Below are 26,802 nucleotides of genomic sequence, written 5' to 3' on the forward strand. Positions count from 1 at the left end.
CAGCTGCTCCTGCGTCACGTCCGGGCCCGGCAGCCGCCGCGTCATCGAGTTGAACACGTCGCCGACCATGCTTTCCAGCTGTGCCGCCTCACCACCCGGCGGACGCGGCGCCGCCAATCGGGGCGACCACTTGAACTGCAAGGTACTCATCGAAACCTTTCACCAACCCGAGCGGTGACCGCCTGGCCCACACCGATCGCGACCAGCGAGGACCCGTCGCGCCCGGCCTGCACGATGAACGACGTCCCGGCGATGGCCGACAGAGCGCCGCTGAGGATCATCGGCCACTGACCGCCCAGCCGGCGGCGGCTGATCCCGACCGCGAGCTGCGCCAGGCCCGAGACGATGGCCCAGCTCCCCCACACGCGAAGGACGCCGGGGACGCCGGAGGCCGCCGCAGCAACGGCGTGAGGGCACTGGGGACAGTGCTCACGGAGGCTCCTTCGGCGCGATGTGCACGAACGGGCTCGCCGATGCGAAGCCCCGGAATCGCTCCCTGTATGGAGCGATCAGTACACACCCACCGTAGCGACGAACCAGGTCGTCGTCAAGACCGAACGTTCTACCCCGGGATCACTTCACCGCGGAGCCGAGACGGAACCGCAGGATCCCCTCGACACCCTGGAGGAACGTGTCGCAGACCTCAGCGGGATCCGACAGGCAGCCTGCCGTCATCGCGCCGTCGCGCAGCATCACGAAGTGCCGCCCCGCGAGCTCCGGCGGGGTCTCGCCCACCTGCGCGAGCAGATCCGTGACCGTGCGGAGGAACCACTCGCGGTGAGCGAGGACGGCCTGGTGCACGGGGTGCGCGCGGTCCGGGTACTCCGCCACCGCGTTGAGGAAGGCGCACCCCCGGAAGTGAGCCGACCCGATCCCGGCGGCGATCGACTCGGCGATCGCCCGCAAGCCGTCGGCCGGGGGCAAGTCGCCGGCGATGACCTTGTCGATCCCTTCGCGCTCCATCTCGTGGACGCCCTGGAGGTACGCCACGACAAGGTCGTCCTTGCTGGGGAAATGCCGGTACAGCGTGGCCCGGGTGACCTTCGCCTCGGCGACGATCCGGTCGATCCCCACGGAGTGCAGCCCCTCGGCGTAGAAGATCCGCGTGGCCGTCGCGAGCAGCCTCGACCGCGCTTCGGAGACCTGGCCTCGAGCGTTGTGCACCATTCCACCGAGCCTAGCAGATAGAACGGTCAGTATTGCGCTTCTCCGGATCAGCCGCGTCGAGGCACGGACTCCCGGCATGATCCCGGCCTGCTGCGGGCTCTGCGCACGGAGGACCTGGTCAGGAGGCGCTCCAGCCTCCGTCCAGGACCAGTTCGGTCCCGCTGACCGAAGCAGCTTCGGGCGAGCACAGGTACGCCACCGCGCCGGCGACCTCGTCCGGCTCGATCAGCCGTTTGACCGCCGACCTCGCCAGCAGCACCTCCGACAGCACCTCGCCGGTGCTCAGCCCGTGCACCGCCGCCTGGTCCGCCAGCTGGTTCTCGACCAGCGGGGTGCGCACGTACCCGGGGCACACGCAGTTGCTGGTGACGCCGTGGGCCGCGCCTTCCAGCGCGAGCACTTTGGACAGTCCCAGCAGGCCGTGCTTGGCGCTGACGTAGGCGGATTTGTAGGCGCTGGCCCGCAGGCCGTGGATGCTCGAGATGTGCACGATCCGGCCCCAGCCGCGCTCGTACATGCCCGGCAGCACAGCGCGGCTGAGCACGAACGGCGCCACCAGCATCAGCCGGGTCATGGCCGCGAACCGCCCGGGCTCGAACCGCTCGACGGGCGCGACGTGCTGCACCCCGGCGTTGTTCACCAGGATGTCGGCGTCGAAGGCCCGCGCGGCGAGGACGTCGGTCTCGCTGAGGTCGATCGCCAGTGCTTCGCCGCCGATCCCGTCGGCCGCCCGCGCCGCCCCCTCGGCGTCGATGTCGCACACCAGGACGTGGGCGCCGAGCCCGGCGAGCCGGGTGGCCACGGCGAGCCCGATCCCGCTCGCCGCGCCGGTGACCAGGGCGCGGCGACCCGAAAGGCTCACGGCTTCGGGGAGGCGAACGGGTTGGCGTCGGCGTGGTGGTGCCCCCACTCGTCCGAGCGCCCGAAGTCGTGCGGGACCCAGTCGTCGCCGACTTCGATGCCGCCGCAGCCGATTTCCAGGTGGAACCCGCTGGGGTTGCGCACGTAGAAGGAGATCGCCTTGTCGTTCATGTGCCGGCCGAGGCTGATGGAGATCGGCACGTCGTGGGCCTTGGCCCGGTCGTAGGCCCGGCCGACGTCGTCGATGGAAGCGTGCTCGAACTCCAGGTGGTGGATCGACGCGGTTTCGGCGTTCGCGAGCGCGATGCTGTGATGCGTTCGGTTGCAGCGGAAGAAGAACAAGCCTGGCGCGCGGTAGTCGGTCAGCTTGAACTCGAGCACCGACTCGTAGAGTTCGCGCAACTCCTCGAGCTTCGGGCCGGCGAGCACCAAGTGGCCGAGGCCGGTGACGCCGGGGCCGCCTGCCGGGCGATCGACACCGAGGCGCACCTTGGCTTCCCCGACCGCCAGCTCGACGCGGTAGCCGACCGGGTCGGTGAACCAGCGCAGCTGCGTGGCGCCGCGCAAGTCCTTTTCCTCCGCGGATCCCTCCGCGACGGCGAAACCGGCGTCGGTGAGCCGCCGGGTCAGCCGGTCGAGCTCCCGCGGCGAGTCGACGATCCAGCCCAGCTCGCGCGGACGGTCCTCAGTGGACGGATGAAGTGCGAGGCGGTACTTGAACTCGTCGAGTTCGGCGAGGACGATCTCGTCTGTTCCGGACTTGGCGTGGGCGACCCCGACGCCCAAGGTGCGCCCGAGCAGGTCGGTCCACGCGTCGACGTCGGTGACCTCGAGTCCGACGTACCCCAGCTTCCTGATACCCACGGTGTCACCCCTCCGACGCGGCGGCCGCGCCACCCTGCAGGAACTCGCGGACGATGTGGTTGAACTCGGGTGCGCGCTCGTACTGGACCCAGTGCCGGCAGTGCGGCAGCACGCGCAGCTCCGCGTTCGGGATGCCGTCGAGGATCTTGGGCGCCCAGGTCAGGGGCACGGTCTGGTCCTCCCGGCCCCACACGAGCAGCGTCGGGGCGGCGATCCGGCCCAGGTCGGGCGTCAGGTCGCCGAAGTTCGGCGGGATCGGCAGCTCGGGGTGCGCGCGGAGGCTCGACTCGTACCGCTCGTCGATCAGGGCGTCGGTCGCGAGCGACTCGTCGTGGACCATCAGCCGCACGAACTCGGCCATGGCCTCGCGCGACGGCTTTTCCTCGGCCATGTAACCGAAAAGCCGTTCGAGCCCCTTGGGCCAGGGCGGTGCGTCCGGCGGGAGGACCCCGCCCGGCGCCATGAGGACGAGCCGGTCCACGCGGTCCGGGTACCGCATGGCGATCCGCATGGCCACGGCGCCACCGTAGGAGTTGCCGACCAGGTGGGCCCGCTCGATCCCGAGCGCCGTCATCGCGCGGCAGACGCGGTCGGCGGCGTGGAAGATCAGCGGCTCGTCGGTCTCCGGCCGCGGGGACTCGCCCCAGCCGGGCAGGTCGACGACGATGTTCCGGTGGTCGGCGAAGGCGGGCAGGTTGCCGCCGAAGTTGCTCATCCCGGTGGCGCCGGGCCCCGAGCCGTGCAGCCACACGACCGCGCTGCCCGAGCCGGTTTCGGTGTAGGCCAGCCGCGCGTCACCGACATCCAAAGTGCTCGTCACTGTGCCACCCATTCGTTGTATGTAGCGCTCACTATACAACGGGCGGCGGCGTTATCAAGGTCGATCGGAGGGAGTTTTCGACCAGCCGGGCCGGGGTCAGCGCTTGCGCTTCGCCGTCCGCTGTTCCGCCAGGCCGCGGATCAAGGCCACGAACGGCGCGACCTGCGAGCTGTAGCTCATGCCATCGAAGCTGTTGGTCACCGACAAGCCATCCGTCAAAGCGCGGCCGAGGACGGCCAGCTGCTGAACGAGGGCCTCGTTGTTCTTGCCCCCGTTGGGGGCGAAGATCGGGGTCAGCGCGGCCACCCAGGAGGTGTGGGCGTAGTCGCGGATGCGGCGCACGGTCGCCTGCACCGCCTCGGCGTCCTTCTGCGGGCCGACGCTGATGGCGACCAGGAGCTGGAGGTAGTCCGGCCGGCGGTCGAGCGAAGCGCAGGCCGCGGAAAACCACGCTTCGAGGCGGTCGAGCGGCGCGAGTTCGTCGAACGACGACGGGTTCGGGAACAGCGCGTGCAGCTCGTCGAAAGTCCGCTCCAGCAGCGCCGCCAGGACGCCGAGCTTGTTGCCGAAGTGGTAGTAGATCGAGCTCGGCGGCAGTCCGGACTGCGCGCTCAAGTCCGAAATGGCCATGCCGTCATAGCCCTTTTCCCCGACGAGGGCACGAGCGGCGTTGAGGATGACCTCTCGGCTGCTCAACCCGGCGGCTGTCGATGCGGAGCTGGAATCCCTCGCCATCCGGCCATGATAGGTCCGCGGCAACCCCCTCCCCCACCGGACGCGCCGGGCCGGCGGTCGTCGCCGGCCCGGCCGCGCGGGTCAGGCGACGGTCGCGTCGACGGTCACCGGGATGTTGCCGCGTGTCGCGTGGGAATACGGGCAGATCGCGTGGGCGCCTTCGACGAGCTGGTCCGCCGTCGCCTGGTCCACACCGGACAGTTCGGCGTGCAGCGCGGCGCTGAGGGTGAAGCCACCTTCCGGCGTCGTGTGCACCTGCACCTCCGCGACGACCGCGGAGTCGGTGATCCTCACCNGATGTTGCCGCGTGTCGCGTGGGAATACGGGCAGATCGCGTGGGCGCCTTCGACGAGCTGGTCCGCCGTCGCCTGGTCCACACCGGACAGTTCGGCGTGCAGCGCGGCGCTGAGGGTGAAGCCACCTTCCGGCGTCGTGTGCACCTGCACCTCCGCGACGACCGCGGAGTCGGTGATCCTCACCTTGCGCTGGGCCGCGACGGCTTTCAGCGCCGAGTGGAAGCACGCAGCCCAGCCCGCCGCGAACAGCTGCTCCGGGTTGGTCGCACCACCGGGGCCGCCCATCTCCTTGGGGATCGCCAGGGAGAGGTCGAGCAGGCCGTCGTCGGTCCGCGCCCGCCCTCCCGCGCGGCCGTCGCCGGTCGAGGTGGCGATGCCGAGGTACAGGGGCTTGGTCATGGGAGGAATCCCTTCTCCGTCGCGAGCGAGGCGCGATACCGAACGTTCTATCGCTCTCCACTGTGCAAGATCGCTCGGGCTGAGTCAAGACCGAACGTTCTATCTGGAACCGGCCGTTATAGTGATCGCTACATACAGCAGACGAGCACTCACGGAGGGCACTTGTGAAACGGCAACGCCGGTCCACCGAAGACATCCCCGCGCAGCACGGCCGAACCGCTCTCGTGACCAGTGCCGGCACCGGACTCGGTTTCGCGATCGCCGACACGCTCGCCCGCCGCGGCGCCGACGTCGCGCCGGCCTGCCACGACGCCCTGACGAGCTCAGCGTGCCCCCTGGAAAAAGCTCGTCGCGGACGGTGCGGGCAGCGGTTCGCTCGCCGCGTCGGCGCGGAAGGCCTGCAACAGGTACGCGACCAGGCGCCGGGACGCCGCGCCATCGGCCGGCAACGCCGTCACGAGCCCGCCGTGCGCCAGGAAGACCACCGCGAGGTCGGAGGGGCGGAAGTCGGCTCGCAGCGCACCAGCCTCCTGCGCCCGGCGGACCAGCGTCCCGAGCTCCCGGTCGGCCGCCACCCGCAGCTGCGCGTGGGCCACCGCGTCGTCCGGGAAGGCGGCCAGGAACGCGGCCGGGAAGCCGCGTTCTTCGCGCTGCAGCTCGCAGACCACCTCGATCAGCCGCCGGAACCCGCGCCACGGATCGGGATCGGCGAACGCCTCGGCGAAGGCCCGCGTGCACGTCGCCATCTGCCGCGCGAACGCAGCCCGCACCAGGGCGTCGCGATTCGGGAAACGCCGGTACAACGTCGCGACCCCGACGCCGGCGCGCCGGGCCACGGTCGCCATCGGCGCGTCGATCCCGCGCTCGGCGAAGACCGCGCGGGCGGCGACCAGGATGCGCTCCTGGTTGCGCCGCGCGTCCGCGCGCAGGTCGTCCTGGGCGCGTAACCGAGAAGGTGCCGCGGGCATTGTTTCTCACCTCGACCGAAGCGGATGATCTCGTCCGGTTGCCAGCCTACGCTCGCCGCCATGACCGACCGCACGATGAAAGCAGTGCTGTACGACCGCTACGGCGGCCCGGACGTCCTCTACGTCAGCCGGGTGCCGAGGCCCACGCCGGCACCGGGCGAAGTGCTGGTGCGGGTGCGCGCGTTCAGCGTCAACGGCGGCGAACTCGCCGCCCGCTCCGGCGAGCTCCGCCTCCTCACCGGCCGGAAGTTCCCCCAGCGCGTCGGGCTGGACTTCACCGGTGAAGTGGCGGCGCTCGGCACCGGGACGACGACGGTCGCGGTCGGCGACCGCGTGTGGGGCGTACTGGGCCGCACCGCCGGGTTCGGCAGCGCGGCCGAGTACGTGACGGTGCCGGCCGACCGGCTCGGCCCCGTGCCCGACGGCCTGGACCTCGTGGACGCCGCGGCGCTCCCGGTCGCCACCACGGCGGTGACCGCGCTGCGGGACAAGGCCGCGCTCCGCCCCGGCGAACGGCTCCTCGTCCGCGGCGCGGCGGGCGGCGTCGGCAACACCGCTGTCCAGCTCGGGCGCGCGTACGGAGCCGAAGTCACGGCCTTGGCCCGGGCCGGCAACCTCGACTTCGTCCGTGGCCTCGGCGCCGCGACGGCGCTGGACCACCGGACCGTCCGGCTGCCGGAGCTGGGCCGGTTCGACGTGGTCCTGGACACCGTGGGCACCGACCTGCCGGGCTTCCGGCGGCTGCTGGCCCCGGGCGGCCGCATGGTCACCATCGCCTTCGACCTGACCCGGCTCGTCCGCTCACTGGGCTACCTCGCGGTGAGCGCGGTCCACGGGCGCCGCCGGGTACGCGCCTTCAGCGGGAACCCCAAGCGGGCGGATTTCGACGACCTCGCCCGGCACGTGACCGAAGGGAACCTCAGTCCGGCGGTCGACGGGGTGTTCTCCCTCGAGGAGACGGCGGCCGCGCACCGGGCCCTGGAGGCCGGCGGTGTACGGGGCAAGCACGTCGTCCGGGTCGGCTAGTGTCGCGCGTCCGAAGGCCGTTGCAAGCGACCTCGCGACGCTGGCGCGGGAGGGCTCACCGCACGGGGACGGGCGGGGCGTCGAGAAGGCTCCGGTCACCGTCGACGCCGTTGGCCAGCGCTGCCGCCACATCCTCGTGGGGCGTACCCAGCCGGACGGCGCCGGCCTCCGTCAGCAGCCGGTAGTGCTCGTCGGCGAGTTCGACACGCAGCGCGTCGAGGTACCCCGTCAGGTGGGCCGGGGTGCGCGGGCCCACGATGGGAACCATCGAGGTCCGGGCTTCGGCGGCGCGCCGGCGCAGCCAGGCCAGGGCGACCTGGACCGGCCCGGTCCCGGTATCCCCGGCGACGTCCATGACCGCGTCCAGCACGGCCACCTTCCCGGGGTCCGTCGCCCGGGCGCTGAGCCGGCCCCGCTCGCCGCGCCGGTACTTCCCGGTCAGCAGCCCGCCCGCGAGCGGCGAGTACAGGACGACGCCGAGCCCGTGGGCCTCGGCCATCGGGAGGAGCTCGCGTTCCGCGGACCGCTCGGCCAGGCTGTACTCGGTCTGGATGCCGGCCGGCGCCGGGTGCCCGCCCAGCTCCGACCGGACCACGGCGCCGGCGACCCGCCAAGCCGGGAAGTTCGACAGCCCGCCGTAGCGGATCTTGCCCGAGTGGATCAGGTCCTCGAAGCCGGCCAGGATCTCCGCCATCGGCGTCACGCCGTCGGGGAAGTGCGGCATGAAGACGTCGACGTAGTCGGTCTTCAGGCGCCGCAGGCTTTCCTCCAGGGAGCGGATCATCGTCTTGCGGCTGTTGCCGGTGGTGCCCGGCCGGACCGCCGCTTGCCTGCTCCCGCTGTACTTGGTGATCAGCACGAAGTCGTCGCGCTCGCGGCCGAGGAGCTCGCCGAGGACAGTCTCGGCTTCGCCGTCCTGGTAGATGTTCGAGACGTCGAAAGTGGTGCCGCCGGCGGCGACGAAGGCCTCGAAGATCGCCTTCGCGCCCGCGACGCCCGCGGCGGTGGGTGCCGAGCCGAAGTTGGCCGTGCCCAGCACGTACTCCGAGATCCGCAACCCGCTGTTTCGTCCGAAAGCCTGATAACGCACGGGAGTCTCCTACGGGACGAGCGGTGGGGTATGGTCGGGACGCTACCATAAAAAACGAATGGTCGTTCTTTTATGCCGAGAGTCACGCAAGCCCACCTCGACGCCCGCCGCCGGCAGATCCTCGACGCGGCCCGCGCGCGCTTCGCCACGCACGGCTTCACCCGGACGTCCATGACCGACCTCGTCGAGGCCTCCGGCCTGTCGGTCGGGGCGATCTACCGGTACTTCAAGGGCAAGGACGAGATCGTCACCGCCATCTGCGAAGAGGCGAGCCAGGCGCTGCCCGCCGAACTGACGGCCGAGTCGGTGCGCGAGTTCGTCGAGCACATCCGCACCATGGCCCGAGAGGAGGACCACGCCCGGCTGGTCGCGCAGATCTACGCCGAAGCCGCCGTCTCCCCTCCCCTCGCGGCCCTCGTCCACCGGCAGCTCGACGACCTGCGCACCGAGGTCGCCGCACTCCTGCCCGGCCGCGAACCGGCCGACGCGGCCCGCGTCGCCGAAGCCTTCGTGGCCTTGTGCCACGGCTACACCCAGCAGCTCGCCGTCCGCGGCGACCTCGACGCCGCCCCCTTCACGACGGCGCTGGTGGCGATCATCGAGTCGTGACATCCGGGCGGCCAAGTCATCGGCGCTCGATTGCTCGGACCGAGTCCGACCTCACGTCGGAAATCGCGTCGATCCTCAAGGTGGGTCTCCCAAACGCGGGATTTCTTCTACCACGGTGCTTCCAGGAACGTCACAATGTCCACTTGGAACGCCGAGAACATCCCCGACCAGCGTGGCCGCGTGGCCGACGTTCGGGCTCGAACTCGACCGGCGCCTGCGGATCCGGGCTGGCCAACGGCTTCAGCCGCTTCGCCGGGTTCGGCAACGCGTTCCTCGTCGCGGGAACTTCGTGCACTCTCCGCCCGACTCCTGTATCGAGCACTCCCCACAGGACGGAAACACATGGAACGCAGGGACTTTCTCCGGATCTCCGCTGCTTCGACCGGAGCCGCGGCGCTCACGACGCTCGGCGCCGGGCCGGCGTCCGCGGCTCCGGCGCGATCCGGGCCGCTACGGGTTCAGATCCTCATGTTCGACGGCGTCGAGGAGCAGGACGTCGTCGGCCCGATCGCCGTGTTCGGCCACGCCGGTCACCAAGGCGTCCAGGTCCAGGTGACTCCGGCCCGGTTCGGCGGCCCCGGTGAGGTCACCGGCACCTTCGGCACGAAGTTCTCCGTGCCCGCGAAGTGGGACCCCGCCGCCGCCGACCTCATCGTCGTGCCGGGCGGCGGCTACGCCGTGAAGGACGGCCCGGGCGTCAACGCGGTGATCAAGAACAAGGCGCTCTTGCGCGACCTCGGCCGGGCACAGCGCGCCGGAGTCCTGGTCACCGGGGTCTGCACCGGCGTCGTGGTGCTCGCCGCGGCCGGGCTGACCAAGGGCCGTCCGTGCACCACCCACCACCTCGCCAAAGCGGACATCGCCGCCCGAGGGGCCCAGGTGATCGACGCCCGCGTCGTCGACGACGGCGACCTGGTCACCGCGGGCGGCGTCACCTCCGGGCTGGATCTCGCGCTGTGGCTGGTCACCCGCGAGCTGGGCGCCGCGGCCGCCGTCGGAGTGGAGTCAGTGCTCGAGTACGAACAGCGCGGCGCGGTGTGGCGCCGCGCATGACCCTCGGACGGCGCATCCGAGAGCTTCGGCCACCGGGTATCGCGCCCGAAGACCGATACCCGGTTCAGGCCGCGATGGCCACGCGAGTGCCCGGCAGGACGATACGCACGTCGACGTCGGGTGCGAGGCGCGCCACCGCGTCGGCGTAGTGACGCGGATCTTGGTCGCCCTTGGTGATCATGCGGTCGCCCAACCAGCCACTGTGGAACGCGTAGTGGTGGGGAACGGCGAGTTTCGGCCGCAGCACCGCGGTCAGCTCCGCAGCCTGCTCGGCGTCCATCACCACCTGGGCCAGGTTCACCGGCCGGATGCACAGTCCGTTGATCGGCAGGATGGCGAGGTCGACCGGTCCGAGCCGGTCGGGGATCCGGTCGAGCTCGGGCACGCGCAGGGAGTCGCCGCCGAAGAAGACGGTGCGGCCACCCGCCTGGATCACGAAGGTCACCTCGTGGACGCCGTGCTTGCCGGGAGTCGCCGTGACGGTGAGGTCGCCGACCACGGCGGTCTCCCACGCCTCGATGGTGTGCAGGGTGCGGAAGCCCTTGTCCTTCGCGATGGCGAGGTCGCCGACCACGGCGGTCTCCCACGCCTCGATGGTGTGCAGGGTGCGGAAGCCCTTGTCCTTCGCGATGGCGGTGACGGTGCCCGGCCCGACGATCGGGATGTCCGGGCTGAACCCGGCGCCGGCCAGCGCGTCGAGATCGCAGTGGTCGTAGTGCTCGTGGGTGATCACGATGGCGTCGAGGCGCCCCAGCGAGGTCACCGGTAGCGCGAGCTTCTCGCCTTGGTAGTACGTGGCGCTTTGGGTGAACCACGGGTCGGTCAGGACCCGCAGGTCACCGAACTCGATCAGCTGGCACGCGTGCGCGATCCGGGTGACCGCGAGAGTGGTGGTGCTCATTTCGGTTTCCTCGCTTCCGTGGGGGATCAGTCGTTTCCGAGGTCGAACAAGGCACCGAGCAGTTCCTCGGGCGTCTCGACCTGCGGCAGGTGGCCGGCGGTGGGCAGCAGGGTGAACTTCGACATCGGGATCGCCGCCGCGTACGCCTTGCCGTACTCGGGGCTGACGATTCCGTCGCTCGCGCCCCAGATGACGTGGACGGGGAAGTGGCCGACGCGCCGGAGCCGGTCGAGCAGGCCCGGGTCGGACATGGCCGGGCCGGTATAGGAGAGCAACGCCCGGACATCCGGGCTCGGTCCGGTCCCGCCCGCATCGGCCGGCTGGGGTGCCTTGCGCGGGTCGTGGAAGGAGAGCTTCTGCAGGTCGAGGGGCGCGAGACCGGCGACGCTGGTCATCGGGTGCCCCTCGACCTCGATCCCGATGCCGTCGATGATCACGGCACCGCTGACCCGGGGGCTGCCCAGCAGCGCTATCTCCGCGGCCAGCCAGCCGCCGAACGAGTTGCCGATCACGGTGACGTCGCTGAGGCCGAGTTCGTCGAGCAATCCGACGTAAGCCGCCGCGAGGTCCCGGACGGAGTCGACGCCCGGCACCCGTTCGGTGCCCGCGAAGCCGGGGTGGGTCGGCATCAGCACGCGGGAGTGCGTGCGCTGCGCCAGCAGTTCGGCGAAGCCGGTCATGGTCGCCGGGCCGCCCCCGCCGTGCAGCAGGAGGAAGGGCCGGGTGTGGTCGCGGTCTTCGACGGTCACCACGCCGTCGGCCAGCGGCGCGCTGACGAGGCGGGTCGGCCGGAGACTTCCGGCCGGGACAGTTGTGCTCACGTGGGGACTCCTTGGACAGAAAGCGGTTCTCTTCGGTGATGGAGACGAAGGATCTCCGCGGGTTGCGCGGCGCCGGAAGGGCGCCGCCCTCATGTAAACTAGCTTATATAAACATGCTTAGTTTGTCGAGGGCGAGGAGAGCCGCCGGTGGTGGGATACCCTGCGTCGGTGTCACCGTCGCTTCAGGAGATCGGGCTCGCGGTGAAGCGGCTGCAGTGGCAGCACCACCGCGAAGCCAACCGCCGGCTGTCCGCGCACGGAGGGCTCTCTCTGGTGCAATGGGACGTTCTCCGGCACCTGCACGACCAGCCCGACGCCACTTTGCACGCGTTGGCCGAGCTGACGTTCCAGAGCGATCAGGCCATGGGGACCCTGGCGAAGCGGATGATCGACCGCGGGTTGATCAAGAGGACCGACGGCCCCGGCCGGTCCACGCGGCATGAACTGACCGGAGCGGGCGAGCGCGCTTACGAGGCAGGCGCGCAGGTCGTGGAGGCAGTCTTGGACCAGTCGATCGGCGCCTTGGACGACACCGAGCGGGCCGCCCTGCACGAACTCCTGATCAAGGCCACACACGCCGGCGACCGAACCGGATCACGGGCCCGTTGACTCCGGCCTCGTGACCGCGGAGTCATCGCGACCTTGCCGACTGGGAGGAGACGGCGGGGCATCCGCTCCCCCAGCCGGCCGACGGCCCCTTGCCCGGCGGAAGGAACCGGGGCGTCGCAGAGGACTCCCTGGGAGGTCCGCGGGCATCCGGGCAGGAACCGTCCGGATCAACAGGTGGCCGAGATGAGCACCGGCAAGCTGCCGTTCGGCGGCTGCAAGCAGTCCGGCATCGACCGGCAAGGAGCACCGCGGGGGACTCCGTGCTCGTCGCGGCGCTTTCCTCGCCGGCTGCGCCGATCCCGCCTAGTGGTGCCGGGAAAGCTGCTGCTTCAGGAAGGCAATCGCGCCGGCGACGCCGAAGGCCGGCGAGGGCCGGCCAGCTCGGCTGACCGGCCGGCGTCGAGGTCGAACCGGGCGTAGACCAGGTCCCCGAGCCGGCCGGCCTCGACCTCGTGCAGCGGCGGGCTCAGCGACGGTCCGATGCCCGCGCCGATCAGCCCGGTGAGCACCGTGCCCGACGTGGCCCGCGCCGCGCGGGCGCGGATCGCGTCGCGGCTGATGACAAAGTCACGAGCTCCCCCGTAATGTACGAACCAGTACGTTATACAGTGGGCACACCAGCTGAAGCGAGGTAGGAACTCCGTGGCAGCACCATCGTCGGACCAAGTGGCGAACGGCGGACCCGAGCGCATCCGTGACGCCGACCGGACCCGCGCCGAGATCCTCGACACGGCCGCCCGCGAGTTCGCCGAAAAGGGCTTCGACGGGGCCCGGGTGGACGAGATCGCCGCGAAGACCCGCACCACCAAGCGGATGATCTACTACTACTTCACCAACAAGGACCAGCTGTTCGTCGAGGTGCTCGAACGCGCCTACACGGTCATCCGCTCCCTCGAGCAGAACCTCGACGTCGACCACCTCGACCCGGCCGAAGCGATCCGGCAGCTCGCCGGGCTCACGTTCGACCACCACGAGTCCCATCCGGACTTCGTGCGGCTGGTCAGCATCGAGAACATCCACCGCGCCGAGCACATCGCGCGGTCGAACGCACTGTCCAACCTGGCCAACCCGGCCCTCGACGTGCTCACCCGCATCCTCGCGCGCGGCCGCGAAGCCGGGCAGTTCCGCGACGACGTCGACGCGCTCGACGTGCACATGGCCATCAGCGCGTTCTGCGTGTTCCGCACCGCGAACCGCTACACGTTCAACGCCATCTTCGACCGCGACATGCTCGACCCGGCGCTGCGCGACCACCACCGGCGCATGGTCGCCGACATGCTCGTCAGCTACCTGACGACGCGCTGACTTCACGCGATCCGCACGATCCGGTCGGCGACCGGCGGGTACCGCGCGAGCACTTCCGGGTCATGGCCCGGGACGACCAGGCCGGCGCCGGCCAGCTCCTTGACACGGTCGAAGGCGCCGTACACCCCGGTCATCGAGTGCAGCAGCGGCGCCGGGCGGTCGTCTTCGATGTTCTCGTGGAAGTGACTGGCGTCCGAAGCCAGCACGACCGCGCCGCCGGCGGTTTCGACGCGGACGACCTGCATCCCGGCGGTGTGCCCACCGACCAGGTGGACGCTCACGCCGGGCACGACCTCGGCGTCGCCGTCGACCAGGTCGGTTCGCCCGGCCCGCACGTGCTCGAGGGCCGCTTCGTCGAGCAGCCACCGCTCCCGCTCGATCCGCTTGGCCCACGGGCCGGTCCAGTAGTCCACTTCGGACCGCTGGACCGTGAACCGCGCGGCGGGGAAGCCGGCGACCGCGCCGCAGTGGTCGTAGTGCAGGTGCGTGAGGACGACGTGCTCGACCGCCTTCGGGTCGACGCCGAACCCGGTGAGCAGCCGGACGGGGTCGACGTAGTCCAATCCGGACACTTCGCGAGCCCGCTCCGCGCGGATACCGGCATCGACGACCACCGTGTGCTCCGGCGACACCGCGAGCCAGAGGTAGTAGGCGGTCGGGTGGGGTTCCGCGGAATCTCCGCCGTAGCCGAGGAAATGCTCCCCGCGGAACCCGGTCCGCCGGCCGTAGCACAGCGCGTAGACCTCGAACGCGCTCACCGCGGAACGCCGGCCTCGCTCCGGTCCGGCACCGGTTCCTTGAGCCCGAGCCGCGCGGTGGGCACCCGGTAGGTCTCCTTCCCGGTGGCCACGGCGATCACGTTCACCAGGCACAGCGCGGCGGTGAAGACGGCGACGCCCAGCCACGCGCCCCGGCCCGTCCCGGTGACCCCGACCGCGATGGTGGGCAGGAAACCGCTGATCGCGAATCCGATCTGGGTCCCGATCGCGGTGCCCGACAAGCGCACCCGGGCGGGGAACATCTCGCCGTAGAACGACGGCCACACGGCACTCGTGGCGGTGTAGACGATGCCGAACATCCCGATGCCGACGACGAAGATCCACAGGTAGCTGCCGGCCGCGATGGCACCGAGGTACGCGAAGATCAGGATCGCGCAGCCCAGCGAACCGGCCATGAAGATCCGCTTGCGCCCGAAGCGGTCGGAGAACTTGGCCCACAACGGGATGGAGACGACGGCGGCGACGTTGGCCAGCACGCCGACCCACAGCATGGGCGTCTTGCTCAGGCCCACCGTGTTCACGGCGTAGCTGAGGGCGTAGACGGTGAAGATCGTGCTCACGGAAGCGATCAACGCGGCCACGACCACGCGCAGGACGTCGGCCCAATGGTCCCGCAGCAGGACCGCCAAGGGCAGCTTCGCGACCTCGCCGCTCGCGACCTCCTCCTGGAACACCGGCGTCTCTTCCAGCGAACGGCGGATGTAGTAGCCCACCAGCACGACGACGGCGCTGAGCCAGAACGGTACCCGCCAGCCCCAGGACAGCAGCTCCTCCTGCGGCAGCGCGGCCACCGGCAGGAAGACGGCCGTGGCCAGGATCTGGCCTGCTTGCGTGCCGCTGAGGGTGAAGCTCGTGTAGTAGGCGCGCCGGTGTTCGGGGGCGTGCTCGAGGCTCATGGAGTTCGCGCTGGCCTGCTCGCCGCCGGCGGACAAGCCCTGCAGCAACCGCAGCACGACCAGCAGGATCGGCGCCGCCACACCCAGCGTGCCGTAGCCGGGCAGGCAGCCGACGAGCACAGTCGACAGTCCCATCAGCAGCAGGGTGGCCAGCAGGACGCGCTTGCGGCCGAACTTGTCACCGAGGTGCCCCAGCAGCAGCGCCCCGAGCGGCCGGGACACGTAGCCGACGCCGAAGGTCGACAGCGCCAGCAACGTGCCGGTCGCCGGCGACGAGGCCGTGAAGAAGATCTTGTTGAAGACCAGCGCGGCCGCCGTGCCGTAGATGAAGAAGTCGTAGTACTCGAGCGCGCTGCCGATCCACGCGGCCAGGGCCGCTTTGGCGGGCTTGCCCGCGGGCGGGCCGCCCACAGCGCCGTCCGGACGATCAGTCACGTCGTTCTCCTCCGCGGATGCACCCTTGCCGTCCAATGAACTAACCGGTTAGGTATGTACCGGATAGTTAATTAGAGAGATTGAAGGGCGCTCGCGGGCTTGTCAAGTACCAGTTGCCCCTTCGGCGCCCCTGCTCGGCAGGAAGGGCCCGTTGGTGAGGCTCGCGGAGTCCGCGCGCCTGCTGCTGACGTCAAGGCTTGGTCAGCTGGAAGTGCCAGATGACCATCGCCGGTACTCCTTCGTTCGCGGCTCGTGCGGCCTCGGGCACCAGTGCGGCCAAGCTCCACGGCCAGACGTCCCACGGACCCACCGTCCTGGACGCCGGATGGGGGCCCGGCGAATCGGCGTGGTCTTTCGTCGGTGCGCAGGGCTCCTCGCAGCCCCGGAGCTGCAGGCCCACCGGCAGGGCGGCACGCAGGTAGTCTCCGATCGGATGGCGGTAGCTGATCACCCGCCCGGGTCGCCCACCCGGCCCGCGCACCGGCGGGATCGAGCCGCGCGCCACCGCCTCCGGGTGCACATCGGCGATCACCAAATGCCCCTCCGCACGCAGGACCCTTGCGAACTCCGCCATCACCGGCTCGAGCGCGGGGAGGTGCGTCAGTGCCAGGCCGCACACGACCAGGTCCACTGCGGAGTCCGCCACCGGAAGCCGGTGCAGATCACCGAGCAGGAACTCGCCCGCCGGCACCCGCACGCGGGCGCGCGCGAGCATGTCGGGCGAGCTGTCCACACCGATGACCCGATGGCCGCGCTCGGTCAGCCATCGGGCATATCGGCCGGTGCCACACGCAGCGTCCAAGGCGACGCTCGATGGCAGCGTGCCGACGATCCGCTTCACCTCGGGCTCGTCGATCGAGAACGCCGCATTGCCGGGCTGGTCGTAGGTCTCGGACCACTTCCGGTAGCCGTCGACCGTCTCCACCCGGTCTACGTCCACGGCCGCGTTCGCCAGCGACTCGTCGTCGAGCAAACCGCGGATCTCGGCGATCCGCGACTCCACGAAGTCACGGTCGAGCTCACCGGTGAACCCGCGCATCAGCGCGAGACCCTCGAGCCCCAGCAGGTAGGCCAACGGATGCTCGTAGATCACCGGTACGAAGGTAATGACGAACGCCCTGGACAGGCCACCAATTTATGAACCGCTGCAGGACGGGAACTGTCCGCGGCGAATCCACTGTGGTCGCGGACGAGGAAGCCGTCGCGGACGTTCTGGTTCGTGACCTCACGGACGTACTGCGCACGAGTCGAGTAGAGCTCGCGCGAAGTGGTGCCGTCGAACGGGATCCAGGTGCCGCCCTGCGCACCGGCGCTGTCGCGGTCGGTGTTCCAGCCCGTGTCGCGTTCGGTCGGCGCGGCGACCGCGGCGAGCCGGATGCCGCCCTTGATGATCTGGTAGGCGTCCCGGATCGCGAGAATCCTCTTCTTTGGTGGTGCCGCGGCTCAGGCGGAAAGTTCGGTGACACCGAGGGAGAAGTGGCGACCTGACCGGGGGTCGGCACGTTCGCCCGATCCGCCGGTCCTTCAACTCCGACAGCCACACACGGGCGTAGGCCTGCTGCACGGCCTTGCTCGCCGCGTACACGCTCCACTCCGGATAGCCCTTGAGCGAGGCGTTCGACCCGGTCATGAAGATCGAGCCGCCGTCGTCGAACAGTGGCAGCGCTTTCTGCACCGTGAACAACGTGCCGCGCGCGTTGAGCCCGAAGGCGGCATCGAAGTGCCCCTCGGTGATCTCGCCGAGCCTCCGCTGCTCGCCTGTCCCGGCGCTGGCCCACAGCACGTCGATCGCGCCCTTTTCCCGCTCGACCGTGTCGAACAAGCGGTCCAGATCGTCCAGGTCGGCCGCATCGCCCTCCGCGAGCAGGGCATCAACCACACCGGCATGGACCAGCTCTGCGAGGTGGCCCAGGTGTCCAAACGCACGGCCTACCAACACTTCGCCGGCAAGGACGAACTCGTCACCGAATACCTGCGCCGATTCGATCCCGACGTCATGCCCGAAGTGTTCGACCGCCCCGATCTCACCCCCCGCGAACGACTCCTCGCCGCCTTCGAAGCGCCGACAACCGCGACACAAGGGACCGAGGACGTCACGCCCCTGTGTCCCTACATCGCGGCGTCGGTCGAAATCCGCGACCCGCACCACCCCGCACGCCAACGGGCACACGACTACAAGAAAGCCGTCGCCGCCCGGCTCGCCGACACCGCCCGCGAAGCAGGCGCCGCCGACCCCGAACAGCTCGGCGAACAACTGGCACTGCTGCTCGACGGCGCCTCGGCCCGCAACCGGGCCCTCAACGCCGAAACCTTTCCCACCGCCGCCGCCATCGCCGCCGTCCTCATCGACAACGCCATTCCCGCGACCGCCCGGCGATGACCGGATGTTCGAGATCCGGCCGGCCGTGCCGGAATACTGCCGCTGCACGCCCGCGGATTTGCTGCCCTTCTTCGGGAATCCGGTCTCGTCAACGATCAGCACACCGTCCCGCTCGCCCAGGTGCCTCGCCGCCCACACCCGGATATCATCCCGGACACCTTCGGCGTCCCACCTGGCTGCGTTCAGCAGTCGCTGCATCCCATCCGGCGTCGCGTCCCCGGCCACCTCGGCGAGTGTCCACCCGTTCTTGCCCGCCGGCGGCGCCAACAGCCCGCGCACGCCGGCGTGGGTCAGCACGCAAGAACCGGCCCGCCACCAGCGCGAACAAATCTTCCAGGCCAGTCCCCCGGATCGTTGCACGCCGAGTAAGTTTCATCCGCCGCTGCCGACCTGTCCTGCCGTGGTGACCGCGTCTGAACAGCGAACGAGCCGGTCATCGTCGGCCCGCAGGGCCCAAGCCGGCCACGGAGTACGTGACAGGCCTCGATGTTAGCGCTAACGTTCCCCTCCGTTCCCATGCTGGACGAACGGAGAACCCGGTGACCTCACCCTTCACCCGGCGGCGGTTGCTGCAAGCCGCCGGCGTCGGCGCCCTCGCTTCCGCGGCCGGATCCGCCTTCGGGTGGGCGCCCGCCGGCGCCGCCACCGGACCGGTCCGGTCGGACGTCGGCGTGTCCGCGTTCCCGTTCGACCTCGGCCAGGTGCGGCTGACGGCGAGCCGGTGGCTGGACAACCAGAACCGGACGCAGAACTACCTGCGGTTCGTCGACGTCGGCCGATTGCTCTACAACTTCCGGGCCAACCACCGGCTGTCCACCGGCGGCGCCGCCACCAACGGCGGCTGGGACGCGCCGAACTTCCCGTTCCGCAGCCATGTGCAGGGGCACTTCCTCACGGCGTGGGCGCAGCTGTGGGCGGTCACCGGAGACACTGCGTGCCGGGACAAGGCCATCTCCATGGTCGCCGAACTGGCCAAGTGCCAGGCCAACAACAGCGCCGCCGGGTTCACCGCCGGGTACCTGTCCGGCTTCCCCGAGTCGGACTTCGACAACCTCGAGGCCGGACGCCTGACCAACGGCAACGTGCCGTACTACTGCGTCCACAAGACCATGGCGGGCCTGCTCGACGTCTGGCGGTACGTCGACAGCACGCAGGCCCGTGACGTGCTGCTGAACCTGGCGGGCTGGGTCGACCGGCGGACCGGGCGGCTCAGCTACGCGCAGCAGCAATCCGTGCTGGGCACGGAGTTCGGCGGCATGAACGCGGTGCTGTCCGACCTCTACCAGTACACCGGTGACGCCCGATGGCTCACCGTCGCGCAGCGGTTCGACCACGCCGCCGTCTTCGACCCGCTGGCGGCGAACCGGGATCAGCTCAACGGCCTGCACGCCAACACCCAGATCCCCAAGTGGACCGGCGCCGCGCGGGAGTACAAGGCGACCGGCACCACGCGCTACCGCGACATCGCCACCAACGCGTGGAACATCACCGTCGGCGCGCACACCTACGCCATCGGCGGCAACAGCCAGGCCGAGCACTTCCGCGCACCCAACGCCATCGCCGGGTACCTCAACCAGGACACGTGCGAGAGCTGCAACACCTACAACATGCTCAAGCTGACCAGGGAGCTGTTCACGCTCTACCCGGACCGGGCCGACCTGGCCGACTACTACGAGCGGGCGCTGCTCAACCAGATGATCGGCCAGCAGAACCCGGCCGACAGCCACGGCCACATCACCTACTTCAGCTCGCTCAACCCGGGCGGACGGCGCGGTCTCGGCCCGGCGTGGGGCGGCGGCACGTGGAGCACCGACTACAACTCGTTCTGGTGCTGCCAGGGCACTGGGCTGGAAACCCAGACGAAGCTGGCGGATTCGATCTACTTCCACAGCGACACGACGCTGATCGTGAACCTGTTCCTGCCTTCGGTGCTCACCTGGACCCAGCGCGGCATCACCGTCACCCAGACGACGTCCTACCCGGCCGGTGACACCACCACGCTGACGGTCACCGGGAGCGTGAGCGGGACCTGGGCCATGCGCCTGCGCATCCCGGGCTGGGCGACCGGGGCGACCATCAGCGTCAACGGCGTCGCGCAGAACGTCACCACCACCCCCGGCAGCTATGCCACTCTGTCGCGATCGTGGGCCTCCGGGGACACAGTCACCGTCCGGCTGCCCATGAAGGTCGTCCTCAAGGCGGCCAACGACAACGCGAACGTCGCCGCGGTCACCTACGGCCCGGTGGTCCTGGCCGGCAACTACGGCAGCAGCACACTCGGCGCACTGCCCTCGCTCGACCCGAACTCGGTCACGCGGACGAGCACGACCGCGCTCGCCTTCAGCGCGAAGGCCAACGGCTCGTCGGTCAACCTGGTCCCGTTCCACGACGCGCAGGGCTTCGACTACACGGTCTACTGGAACACCGGGGGTGGCTCCGGCGGGACGACGAGCCGGCTGGTCAACGTGGGCAGCGGGCTGGTGCTGGGCATCGAGAACATGTCCACCGCCGACGGCGGCCGCGCGCTGCAGTGGTCGGACAGCGGCACGGCGGACCACAACTGGGAGATCGTGACGGACGGGACCGCCGTCCGGTTCCGCAACGCCAACAGCGGCAAGGTCCTCGGCGTCCTGGACATGTCGACGGCGGACAACGCCCGCGTCCTGCAGTGGTCGGACAACGGCACGGCCGACCACCGGTGGACCGTCGTCGACCAGGGCGACGGGACGGCGAAGATCCGCAACGCCAACAGCGGCAAGCTGCTGACCATCGAGAACAACTCGACGGCCACCGGCGCGTTCGCCGTCCAAGGCCCCGACAACGGCGCGGCGGCCAACCGCTGGCGGATCGTGCGCAACGGCTAAGCCGCATCAGCGAGGGGATCGCAGACAAGCCGAGCCGGACCGGCCGGGGCGGCTCGCGCCCCCAGCCCGGAACTCCACTGTGGACAGACGTGCCCGCCCGGCGACCACCGCGGCTCGCGGTGGCGCCGAGCCGGGTCCGGCGCTCAGGGGCGGACGAGCACCTTCCCGACCGCGCCCTTCTCCACGGCCTCCTGCGCGGCGACTATTTCTTCGAGTCCGTAGTCGGAGACGGGCAGCGCGGACAATGCGTCCGCCTCGATGGCGGCAGTCGTCCACGACAACAACCGCTGGAAATCGTCGGCGGAGACGGTGTACATCAGCGCGAACCGGATTGTCGCGTTCGCGACCGCCAGCGGCAGGATCGGGATCCGGGGCTGTTCGGCCTCCCCGGCGTACACCGCGATCGTGGCGTTGGGCGCGAGAACGGCGGCGTCGGTGTCGATGTTCGCCCCCAGCGCGACTTCGACGACTCGATCGACCTGCCCGACGGATTCCAGGATCCTTTTCGCGACGTTCTCCTCGCGGTAGTTCAGCACGAGGTCGGCTCCCGCGGCACGCGCCAGCTCGGCCTTCTCCTCGGAGCTGACCGTGGTGATCACCTGGGCCCCCGCGTGCTTCGCGAACTCGATGGCGAAGTGCCCGACGGCTCCCGCACCGCCCGCGACCAGGACTGTCCGCCCGTGGACCGCGCTGGGATCACCACCGAGGCAATACGCCGCAGTGAGCGCAGGCACGCCGAGGCAGGCGCCGAGCTCGTCCGAGGCGTTGTCGGCGAGCGGGACCACCTTGTGGGCCGGCACCACCGCGAACTCCGCGGCCGTGCCGTACCGGTTCTCGGCCGCGGCGAGGTAGAGCCACACGCGCTGGCCGACGGTGAGCCCGGTGACTCCCGGACCGATGGCATCCACCCGGCCGACGCCGTCGTGGTGCGGCACCTGGAAATCGTCGGGAGCGCGGCCGGTCAACCCGGCGCGGGCCTTCCAGTCCGTGGGGTTCACGCCGGAGGCCGAGATCGCGACGCGCACCTCTCCCGCCTGGGGCGCGGGCACCGCCAGCTCGACGAGTTCGAGCACGTCCCGGGCCGGCCCGGTGGTCCGATAAATCGCTGCTCTCATGCACTCCATGGTGCCCGGTCCTGATTGGAGCGCGGCACAACCTCGTCGCGGCGGCGTTGGTCGCACCGCCATACCCCTGTCTGCCGCAGTGGCCAAGAGTGAGCACCGTCATACCGGATGAGCAGAACCGATCAGCCCACGAGGTCAGCAGGAGCCACTGTGAGCAGCACTCACCACCCGGTCGTCGCCGATCCCCTGACCGAGCGCGAAATCCTCGCCATCCAGCACCTCGTCGCCGAGATCGCGTTCGCCTTCGACAGCGGCGGCGGCTATGCCGAACGGCTGAGCGGACTGCTGGCCGACGACGTCCAGTACGAGAACCCCGGGAAGACGCACCTCCACAGCCTGGCGGAGCTCGTCGGCACGCTCGAGAACTCGGCCGACCCCGCGTTGAGCCATCACCTGTCCACCATGACCGTCCAGCCGGCAGGGCCGGACACGGCGACCTGCCGCTCCAAGGTGGTGACCTTCCGCTCGGAAGGACGGCTGAGTGTCGGTGAGTTCACCGACACGGTGCGCCGCGGGCCGGGCGGCCGCTGGATACTCACCCACCGGCTCGTCAACCCGATCATCTGACCCGCGCTGAGGAGACCCATGACCACGCCCTTCGGCCCGATCCGGCAACTCGGCTACATCGTCACGGACATCCACGCGGCCATGCGCCACTGGCTCGAAGGCCCGGGCGTGGGGCCGTTCTACCACCTGGAGAACAGCGGCGCGCTGGCGCAGTCCGGTGGCGTGCAGGTCGAGCTCGTCCAGCTGCGCGACGACTCGCCGTCGTTCTTCCACACCTTCGTCGGCAAGTACGGCGAGGGCCTGCACCACGTCGCTTTCTGGACCGAACACTTCGACGCCGGCGTGGCGGCCGCGCTGGCCCGCGGGTACGTCGAGCTCCACCGCGGCACGTCGCTCCCCGGCGAGCCCGACAGCCGGTTCGCCTACTTCGACCGCGGAGCCACCGACGGCACCGCCATCGAGATCTCCGAACGGGGGGCCGGCAAGCGCGCGCTGTTCGACGCAATCGCGCAGGCCGCCGACGGCTGGGACGGCACCGAGCCCGTCCGCGACCTGGCGGCCCTCCTGGCCGAGGTCACCGGGACGCCGCGGTGAAGGCCGTACTGATCCACCGGCACGCCGACGGCGCGACGCTGGCCCTCGGCGACGTCCCCGAACCGAAGCTCGGCCACGGCCAGGTCCGGGTCTCCGTCCGCGCCGTCTCCGTCAACTACGCCGACCAGTTCGTGCCTCGGGGCGGGTACGGCAAGCCCCCGGCGGACGGCGTCGCGTGGGTGGCGGGCCTGGACGCCGCCGGGGAGGTCACCGAGGTCGGCGCCGGCGTCACCGGCGTGCGGGTCGGTGACCGGGTGATGGCCATGGTGCCCAGCAGCCTGGCCGAGCAGGTCGTCACCGACGCGCGGTTCACCGTCCCGGTCCCGCCGGAGTGGTCCGACGAGGAGGGCGCGGCGGCGATCGTCGGCCTGCTGACCGAATGCAGCGCGGTGACCGCGGCCGGCGGGCTGCGTGCCGGCGAGAACGTCGTCATCACCGGGGCCACCTCGGGTATGGGCCTGCAGGGCGTACAGCTCGCCCGGCACCTCGGGGCCGGCCGGATCATCGCCGTGGCGCGCTCGGACCGCGCGGACGACGTCCTGCGCCGCCTCGGTGCCGACCTCGTCGTGCACAGCGCGGGGCCCGGCTTCGCGGACCGCGTGCTCGACGCGACCGGAGGGACGGGCGCCGACGTCGCCATCGACCACGTCGGCGGGAGCTACTTCCCGGACCTGGTCGCCGCGGCGGCGACCCAAGGGCGGATCGTCAACGTCGGGCGGGCCGCGGGTGCGGAGGCGACGGCGGATCTGGAGGCGTTCTCGCTGAAGCAGCTCACCCTCCGCGGGGTCACGTTCCGCACCCGCACCCCGGCCGAACTGGCCGAGCTCTACCAGCAGGTCCGCGACCTGGACCTCACGACCCTCCGCCCGGTCATCGACCGGGTCGTCCCCTGGCAGCAGACCGAGGCGGCGCAGGGCTTCCTGTCCACCGGCACCGTCGTCGGGAAGGTCGTCATCCGGGTCACCGCCGGGAACCAGTAGTTCCGAGGCCGTCCGGCACGGCCTCCGCCCATCCGCACAAAGGAGTACGGACATGACAACAGATCAGCGAGGAACCTCCCCCGCCCCGGCTCCGCGGCAAACGCGGCGGGCGGCCGCCGCGAGCCTGGGTGGGTCGATCCTCGAGTACTACGACTTCGCGATCTACGGGCTGGCCGCGGCCCTGGTCTTCGGCCCGGTCTTCTTCCCCTCCGTCGATCCGACGCTGGGGATGCTGGCGTCGTTCGGCACCTTCGGCGTCGGCTTCCTCGCCCGCCCGCTCGGCGGGATCGTCTTCGGCCACCTCGGTGACCGGCTCGGGCGGAAGAACGTCCTCGTCATGACGATGCTCATCATGGGCGTGTCGACCGTCCTGATCGGCTGCCTGCCCGGACACGGCTCGATCGGCTACTGGGGAGCGGCGCTGCTCGTCCTGCTCCGGCTCGCTCAGGGGTTCGCCTTCGCCGGCGAACAAGCCGGGGCGGTCCTGCTCGTCGCCGAGCACGCCACCGAAGGGCGCCGGGGGCTGTTCGCGTCCCTGCCCGGCGCCGGCGTGTCCGTCGGCCTGGTCCTCGGCAACCTCGCGTTCCTCGCCGTCAGCAACACGATGGACCCCGCGGCGCTGCAGGCGTGGGGCTGGCGCATCCCGTTCTGGGCGGGCGGTCTCCTGGTCCTCGTCGGACTCCTGATCCGGTCCGGACTGGCCGAAACCCCGGACTTCGTGCGGAACAAGGCGAACGACCAGGTGCCGGCCTCGCCGCTGCGCGAGGTCGTCCGCACTCACCCGGTCCAGATCCTGCTCGCCGGCGGCGTGCAGACGGGCCAGGCGGTGGCCTCGTACATCACCGTCGTCTACAGCCTGGCCTACGCACGCGAGCACGGGGTCCCCTCCTCGCTGGTGCTGTCCGGGATCATCCTCAGCGGTGTGCTGCACCTCGCCCTCGTCCCCGCCGCGGGCGCCCTGTCCGACCGGTTCGGCAGGCTGCCCACCTATCTCGCCGGCGCGGTGATCATCGCGATCTCGGTGCTGTTCTTCTTTCCCATGATCGGGAGTGGCTCCCCCGCGCTGGTGATCGGCGCTTACCTGCTGCTCTTCGGCATCGGCTGGGCCGTCATCACCGGTGTGTACCCCGTGATGCTCGCCGAGGCCTTCGCCACGAAGGTCAGCTATTCGGGCGTGTCGCTGGGAATGCAGCTCGGGGTCGTCGTCGGCGGTCTGACGCCGTTCGTCGCCACCCTGGTCGCGACGTTGCCGAATGGCTCGACGCTGCTCAGCATCGGCGTCTCGGTGGTCGTCCTGCTGTCCGGCTGGTGCGCCGCGGCGATCGTCCGGCGCACGAAACAGGCGAGGGTGGCCGCCGCGACGGATCAGCCCGTCGCCGTCGGGGCCGACGACGCGCAGTCGTGACGGCGGGCGCCTGGCCCGTCCGGTCGGCGACCGGGCGGTTCAGGTGGCCTCGTCCGGATCCGCGGCGAGAGCCCAGGCCACTTCGAGCAACGTGTCCGTGGAATCCAGGTTCGCCCCGGTGATCTCGGTGAAGCGCGCGAGCCGGTAGCGCAGGGTGTTCTGGTGGACGACCAGTGCCTCGGCCGCGCGAGCCACGTTCTTGTCCGCGTTCACGTAGGCGCGGATGCTGCCCCAGATGAGCGCGCCGAACTCGCCCATCGAGTCGAGCGGCGCCCGGTAGCGGCGAAGCAGGAGCGACGTGACGGCCTCGTCCCGGTCCACGGCGAGCCGCCAGCCGATGTCCTCGATCCGGCGCCGGCCGCGAACGCCGTGCCGCCTCATCCAGTCGTGGATGCGTTTCGCGAGCTCGAACGAGGCCCCGACCTCGGGCAACGGTGCCGCGGGACCGAGCGCGACGACGTCCTCGGGTGCCAGTACGCCGATGGGACCCGACAGCAATCCGAAGCAATACCCGTCGGCGACCACGACCAGGTCGCCCGCCCGCGTTTCCAGCCGACGTCGCAGAGCCTCCACCGACGCGCCCCGCGCGGTGCCGGCTTTCACCGTCAGGTAGTCGATGGTGGTGTCCAGGCCGAGCTCCTCCGCCCTCGCGTGCACCTCGGAAACCGGCAACCCCCCGGCGAGAACCTTCTCGAGGAACTCGGCGCGCAGCTGGGAGCGCCGCAGCGCGCCGGTGAGCTGCCGGCTCCGGAAGAGCGCGGCCATCTGGTTCGTCATCAGGTCGCTCAGTTGCCAGAGCACGCGAACGGCGTTGAGCGACGCGACGGCGTCGACGCCTTGTTCGGTGGCGATCTCGAGGAAGCGTTCCTGGATGACGCTGATGGACTTGCGCCAGCCCTGGATCCCGTCCTCGACCCCGAGGCCCTGTCCGAGGCGCTCGTCGACCCGGATGGTCAGTGCCTCCACATCGCGGTCGTCGACGACGGGCGAGCCGGCGAGCAGTGAGTTGCGCACGGTCTCGAGGTTCATCCGGACCGACACCTCGATGGCACTTCGCGGCACCACCGCGTACGGCGGCCGTTGCTCGTCGCCGTTCTCTACCGTCCGCGCGACGAGTTCGCCGACATCGTCCATCAGCCTCGCCACCGCGTCGCGAAACGATTGCGCGGCGACATCGGCGCGCAATGCTGGTTGCTTCACTCCGGCCTCCTGTCACCGCAGTCTGCCAGACGTTGTAGCCGCGTCCAATCGCCGCCGCCGACGGTTGGGGCGCTCGCCGTAGCAGCGGTGCCGGCCACATTGGACGATCGAAAC

30 protein-coding genes and 2 pseudogenes are annotated in these 26,802 nt (G+C 70.4%); 11 read left to right on the forward strand and 21 right to left on the reverse strand.

Annotation, left to right across the window (positions count from 1 at the left end; genetic code table 11):
- Positions 1–146: 146 nt before the first annotated feature.
- From ABFJ78_RS49540 to ABFJ78_RS49580, 9 genes are all read right to left on the reverse strand, one after another.
- Entirely contained in the window at positions 147–365 is a 219-nt protein-coding gene (locus tag ABFJ78_RS49540; protein WP_436394589.1) for a DUF308 domain-containing protein, read from the reverse strand.
- Between the two features lie 208 nt (positions 366–573).
- Positions 574–1,167, reverse strand: coding sequence for a TetR/AcrR family transcriptional regulator (locus ABFJ78_RS49545; protein WP_436394590.1), 594 nt, complete (start codon positions 1,165–1,167; stop codon positions 574–576).
- A gap of 118 nt (positions 1,168–1,285) precedes the next feature.
- The gene (locus tag ABFJ78_RS49550; RefSeq protein WP_436394591.1) at positions 1,286–2,029 is read right to left on the reverse strand and encodes a 3-hydroxybutyrate dehydrogenase; all 744 of its coding nucleotides are present in this window, start codon (positions 2,027–2,029) and stop codon (positions 1,286–1,288) included.
- Positions 2,026–2,892: a VOC family protein gene (locus ABFJ78_RS49555; RefSeq protein ID WP_436394592.1), complete on the reverse strand. Its 867-nt coding sequence runs from the start codon at positions 2,890–2,892 to the stop codon at positions 2,026–2,028. The genes ABFJ78_RS49550 and ABFJ78_RS49555 overlap by 4 nt, the downstream gene beginning before the upstream one ends.
- A gap of 4 nt (positions 2,893–2,896) precedes the next feature.
- Entirely contained in the window at positions 2,897–3,724 is an 828-nt protein-coding gene (locus ABFJ78_RS49560) for an alpha/beta fold hydrolase (protein WP_436394593.1), read from the reverse strand.
- A gap of 84 nt (positions 3,725–3,808) precedes the next feature.
- On the reverse strand, positions 3,809–4,447 hold the full coding sequence (locus ABFJ78_RS49565; protein WP_436394594.1) for a TetR/AcrR family transcriptional regulator: 639 nt from the start codon (positions 4,445–4,447) through the stop codon (positions 3,809–3,811).
- 81 nt (positions 4,448–4,528) lie between these two features.
- Positions 4,529–4,741, reverse strand: coding sequence for a hypothetical protein (locus ABFJ78_RS49570; RefSeq protein ID WP_436394595.1), 213 nt, complete (start codon positions 4,739–4,741; stop codon positions 4,529–4,531).
- Positions 4,738–5,142 (reverse strand): organic hydroperoxide resistance protein, encoded by a 405-nt coding sequence (locus ABFJ78_RS49575; RefSeq protein WP_436394596.1) that lies wholly within the window; start codon positions 5,140–5,142, stop codon positions 4,738–4,740. The genes ABFJ78_RS49570 and ABFJ78_RS49575 overlap by 4 nt, the downstream gene beginning before the upstream one ends.
- Before the next feature lie 323 nt (positions 5,143–5,465).
- A complete protein-coding gene (locus ABFJ78_RS49580; RefSeq protein ID WP_436394597.1) occupies positions 5,466–6,110 on the reverse strand; it encodes a TetR/AcrR family transcriptional regulator in 645 nt (214 codons plus the stop codon).
- 60 nt (positions 6,111–6,170) lie between these two features.
- Between ABFJ78_RS49580 and ABFJ78_RS49585 the strand changes: the two genes are divergently transcribed.
- Positions 6,171–7,136, forward strand: coding sequence for an NAD(P)-dependent alcohol dehydrogenase (locus ABFJ78_RS49585; RefSeq protein ID WP_436394598.1), 966 nt, complete (start codon positions 6,171–6,173; stop codon positions 7,134–7,136).
- Between the two features lie 55 nt (positions 7,137–7,191).
- Here ABFJ78_RS49585 and ABFJ78_RS49590 read toward each other — a convergent pair whose 3' ends face one another.
- A complete protein-coding gene (locus ABFJ78_RS49590) occupies positions 7,192–8,226 on the reverse strand; it encodes an aldo/keto reductase (protein ID WP_436394599.1) in 1,035 nt (344 codons plus the stop codon).
- Positions 8,227–8,298: 72 nt separating this feature from the next.
- Here ABFJ78_RS49590 and ABFJ78_RS49595 point away from each other — a divergent pair, with 72 nt between their 5' ends.
- Both ABFJ78_RS49595 and ABFJ78_RS49600 read left to right on the forward strand, forming a co-directional pair.
- Positions 8,299–8,835 (forward strand): TetR/AcrR family transcriptional regulator, encoded by a 537-nt coding sequence (locus ABFJ78_RS49595; RefSeq protein ID WP_436394600.1) that lies wholly within the window; start codon positions 8,299–8,301, stop codon positions 8,833–8,835.
- A gap of 342 nt (positions 8,836–9,177) precedes the next feature.
- The gene (locus ABFJ78_RS49600) at positions 9,178–9,888 is read left to right on the forward strand and encodes a DJ-1/PfpI family protein (protein ID WP_436394601.1); all 711 of its coding nucleotides are present in this window, start codon (positions 9,178–9,180) and stop codon (positions 9,886–9,888) included.
- Between the two features lie 64 nt (positions 9,889–9,952).
- Here ABFJ78_RS49600 and ABFJ78_RS49605 read toward each other — a convergent pair whose 3' ends face one another.
- Together ABFJ78_RS49605 and ABFJ78_RS49610 are read right to left on the reverse strand one after the other, a co-directional pair.
- Positions 9,953–10,789 (reverse strand): MBL fold metallo-hydrolase, encoded by an 837-nt coding sequence (locus ABFJ78_RS49605; RefSeq protein ID WP_436394602.1) that lies wholly within the window; start codon positions 10,787–10,789, stop codon positions 9,953–9,955.
- 26 nt (positions 10,790–10,815) lie between these two features.
- Positions 10,816–11,610: an alpha/beta fold hydrolase gene (locus tag ABFJ78_RS49610; protein WP_436394603.1), complete on the reverse strand. Its 795-nt coding sequence runs from the start codon at positions 11,608–11,610 to the stop codon at positions 10,816–10,818.
- A 168-nt stretch (positions 11,611–11,778) separates the two neighbouring features.
- Here ABFJ78_RS49610 and ABFJ78_RS49615 point away from each other — a divergent pair, with 168 nt between their 5' ends.
- Entirely contained in the window at positions 11,779–12,219 is a 441-nt protein-coding gene (locus tag ABFJ78_RS49615) for a MarR family winged helix-turn-helix transcriptional regulator (protein ID WP_436394604.1), read from the forward strand.
- A gap of 329 nt (positions 12,220–12,548) precedes the next feature.
- On the opposite strand, the gene ABFJ78_RS49620 is transcribed toward ABFJ78_RS49615, so the two are convergent.
- Positions 12,549–12,728, reverse strand: a complete 180-nt coding sequence (locus ABFJ78_RS49620; RefSeq protein WP_436394605.1) for a hypothetical protein — start codon at positions 12,726–12,728, stop codon at positions 12,549–12,551.
- Between the two features lie 133 nt (positions 12,729–12,861).
- Between ABFJ78_RS49620 and ABFJ78_RS49625 the strand changes: the two genes are divergently transcribed.
- Entirely contained in the window at positions 12,862–13,524 is a 663-nt protein-coding gene (locus ABFJ78_RS49625; protein ID WP_436394606.1) for a TetR/AcrR family transcriptional regulator, read from the forward strand.
- A 2-nt stretch (positions 13,525–13,526) separates the two neighbouring features.
- Here ABFJ78_RS49625 and ABFJ78_RS49630 read toward each other — a convergent pair whose 3' ends face one another.
- The 5 genes and pseudogenes from ABFJ78_RS49630 to ABFJ78_RS49650 all read right to left on the reverse strand — a co-directional run.
- The gene (locus ABFJ78_RS49630) at positions 13,527–14,282 is read right to left on the reverse strand and encodes an N-acyl homoserine lactonase family protein (protein WP_436394607.1); all 756 of its coding nucleotides are present in this window, start codon (positions 14,280–14,282) and stop codon (positions 13,527–13,529) included.
- Positions 14,279–15,634, reverse strand: coding sequence for an MFS transporter (locus ABFJ78_RS49635; protein ID WP_436394608.1), 1,356 nt, complete (start codon positions 15,632–15,634; stop codon positions 14,279–14,281). The genes ABFJ78_RS49630 and ABFJ78_RS49635 overlap by 4 nt, the downstream gene beginning before the upstream one ends.
- Before the next feature lie 190 nt (positions 15,635–15,824).
- Positions 15,825–16,727: a class I SAM-dependent methyltransferase gene (locus ABFJ78_RS49640; protein WP_436394609.1), complete on the reverse strand. Its 903-nt coding sequence runs from the start codon at positions 16,725–16,727 to the stop codon at positions 15,825–15,827.
- Entirely contained in the window at positions 16,724–17,053 is a 330-nt protein-coding gene (locus ABFJ78_RS49645; RefSeq protein ID WP_436394637.1) for an alpha/beta hydrolase domain-containing protein, read from the reverse strand. The genes ABFJ78_RS49640 and ABFJ78_RS49645 overlap by 4 nt, the downstream gene beginning before the upstream one ends.
- 151 nt (positions 17,054–17,204) lie before the next feature.
- Positions 17,205–17,573: pseudogene (locus ABFJ78_RS49650) on the reverse strand (SDR family NAD(P)-dependent oxidoreductase); the annotation flags it as partial.
- On the opposite strand from ABFJ78_RS49650, the gene ABFJ78_RS49655 reads away from it, so the two are divergent.
- On the forward strand, positions 17,520–18,014 hold the full coding sequence (locus tag ABFJ78_RS49655) for a TetR/AcrR family transcriptional regulator (RefSeq protein ID WP_436394638.1): 495 nt from the start codon (positions 17,520–17,522) through the stop codon (positions 18,012–18,014). The pseudogene ABFJ78_RS49650 and the gene ABFJ78_RS49655 overlap by 54 nt on opposite strands.
- Here ABFJ78_RS49655 and ABFJ78_RS49660 read toward each other — a convergent pair.
- Positions 17,973–18,299: pseudogene (locus ABFJ78_RS49660) on the reverse strand (transposase); the annotation flags it as partial. The gene ABFJ78_RS49655 and the pseudogene ABFJ78_RS49660 sit on opposite strands and share 42 nt — an antisense overlap.
- A 254-nt stretch (positions 18,300–18,553) precedes the next feature.
- Between ABFJ78_RS49660 and ABFJ78_RS49665 the strand changes: the two are divergent.
- On the forward strand, positions 18,554–20,878 hold the full coding sequence (locus ABFJ78_RS49665; protein WP_436394610.1) for a beta-L-arabinofuranosidase domain-containing protein: 2,325 nt from the start codon (positions 18,554–18,556) through the stop codon (positions 20,876–20,878).
- 143 nt (positions 20,879–21,021) lie between these two features.
- Here the strand turns inward: ABFJ78_RS49665 and ABFJ78_RS49670 are convergent, their stop codons facing one another.
- The gene (locus tag ABFJ78_RS49670; protein ID WP_436394611.1) at positions 21,022–21,993 is read right to left on the reverse strand and encodes an NADPH:quinone reductase; all 972 of its coding nucleotides are present in this window, start codon (positions 21,991–21,993) and stop codon (positions 21,022–21,024) included.
- A 159-nt stretch (positions 21,994–22,152) separates the two neighbouring features.
- Between ABFJ78_RS49670 and ABFJ78_RS49675 the strand changes: the two genes are divergently transcribed.
- Genes ABFJ78_RS49675 through ABFJ78_RS49690 form a run of 4 tightly spaced genes read left to right on the forward strand, consistent with a single transcriptional unit; the run spans position 22,153 to position 25,488 of the window.
- Positions 22,153–22,569, forward strand: a complete 417-nt coding sequence (locus tag ABFJ78_RS49675; protein WP_436394612.1) for a YybH family protein — start codon at positions 22,153–22,155, stop codon at positions 22,567–22,569.
- Between the two features lie 18 nt (positions 22,570–22,587).
- Positions 22,588–23,103, forward strand: a complete 516-nt coding sequence (locus ABFJ78_RS49680) for a VOC family protein (RefSeq protein WP_436394613.1) — start codon at positions 22,588–22,590, stop codon at positions 23,101–23,103.
- Complete coding sequence (locus ABFJ78_RS49685; protein ID WP_436394614.1) at positions 23,100–24,083, forward strand: quinone oxidoreductase family protein; 984 nt, start codon at positions 23,100–23,102, stop codon at positions 24,081–24,083. Before ABFJ78_RS49680 ends, ABFJ78_RS49685 begins: the two co-directional genes overlap by 4 nt.
- Positions 24,084–24,135: 52 nt before the next feature.
- Positions 24,136–25,488 carry an MFS transporter gene (locus ABFJ78_RS49690; RefSeq protein WP_436394615.1) on the forward strand — a complete coding sequence of 451 codons (1,353 nt, stop codon included), beginning with the start codon at positions 24,136–24,138 and terminating at the stop codon, positions 25,486–25,488.
- A 39-nt stretch (positions 25,489–25,527) separates the two neighbouring features.
- Here the strand turns inward: ABFJ78_RS49690 and ABFJ78_RS49695 are convergent, their stop codons facing one another.
- A complete protein-coding gene (locus ABFJ78_RS49695) occupies positions 25,528–26,688 on the reverse strand; it encodes a PucR family transcriptional regulator (protein WP_436394616.1) in 1,161 nt (386 codons plus the stop codon).
- Between the last annotated feature and the right edge of the window lie 114 nt (positions 26,689–26,802).

The organism is Amycolatopsis sp. MEPSY49 (assembly GCF_051337345.1).
Taxonomy (GTDB): domain Bacteria; phylum Actinomycetota; class Actinomycetes; order Mycobacteriales; family Pseudonocardiaceae; genus Amycolatopsis.

Bases quoted from the DNA above. Each gene is read 5' to 3' on its own strand.
- ABFJ78_RS49545 (WP_436394590.1), bottom strand. From the start codon at position 1,167: ATGGTGCACAACGCTCGAGGCCAGGTCTCCGAAGCGCGGTCGAGGCTG.
- ABFJ78_RS49680 (WP_436394613.1), top strand. From the start codon at position 22,588: ATGACCACGCCCTTCGGCCCGATCCGGCAACTCGGCTACATCGTCACG.
- ABFJ78_RS49585 (WP_436394598.1), top strand. From the start codon at position 6,171: ATGACCGACCGCACGATGAAAGCAGTGCTGTACGACCGCTACGGCGGC.
- ABFJ78_RS49560 (WP_436394593.1), bottom strand. From the start codon at position 3,724: ATGGGTGGCACAGTGACGAGCACTTTGGATGTCGGTGACGCGCGGCTG.
- ABFJ78_RS49690 (WP_436394615.1), top strand. From the start codon at position 24,136: ATGACAACAGATCAGCGAGGAACCTCCCCCGCCCCGGCTCCGCGGCAA.
- ABFJ78_RS49595 (WP_436394600.1), top strand. From the start codon at position 8,299: ATGCCGAGAGTCACGCAAGCCCACCTCGACGCCCGCCGCCGGCAGATC.
- ABFJ78_RS49600 (WP_436394601.1), top strand. From the start codon at position 9,178: ATGGAACGCAGGGACTTTCTCCGGATCTCCGCTGCTTCGACCGGAGCC.
- ABFJ78_RS49655 (WP_436394638.1), top strand. From the start codon at position 17,520: ATGGACCAGCTCTGCGAGGTGGCCCAGGTGTCCAAACGCACGGCCTAC.
- ABFJ78_RS49670 (WP_436394611.1), bottom strand. From the start codon at position 21,993: ATGAGAGCAGCGATTTATCGGACCACCGGGCCGGCCCGGGACGTGCTC.
- ABFJ78_RS49605 (WP_436394602.1), bottom strand. From the start codon at position 10,789: ATGAGCACCACCACTCTCGCGGTCACCCGGATCGCGCACGCGTGCCAG.
- ABFJ78_RS49580 (WP_436394597.1), bottom strand. From the start codon at position 6,110: ATGCCCGCGGCACCTTCTCGGTTACGCGCCCAGGACGACCTGCGCGCG.
- ABFJ78_RS49565 (WP_436394594.1), bottom strand. From the start codon at position 4,447: ATGGCGAGGGATTCCAGCTCCGCATCGACAGCCGCCGGGTTGAGCAGC.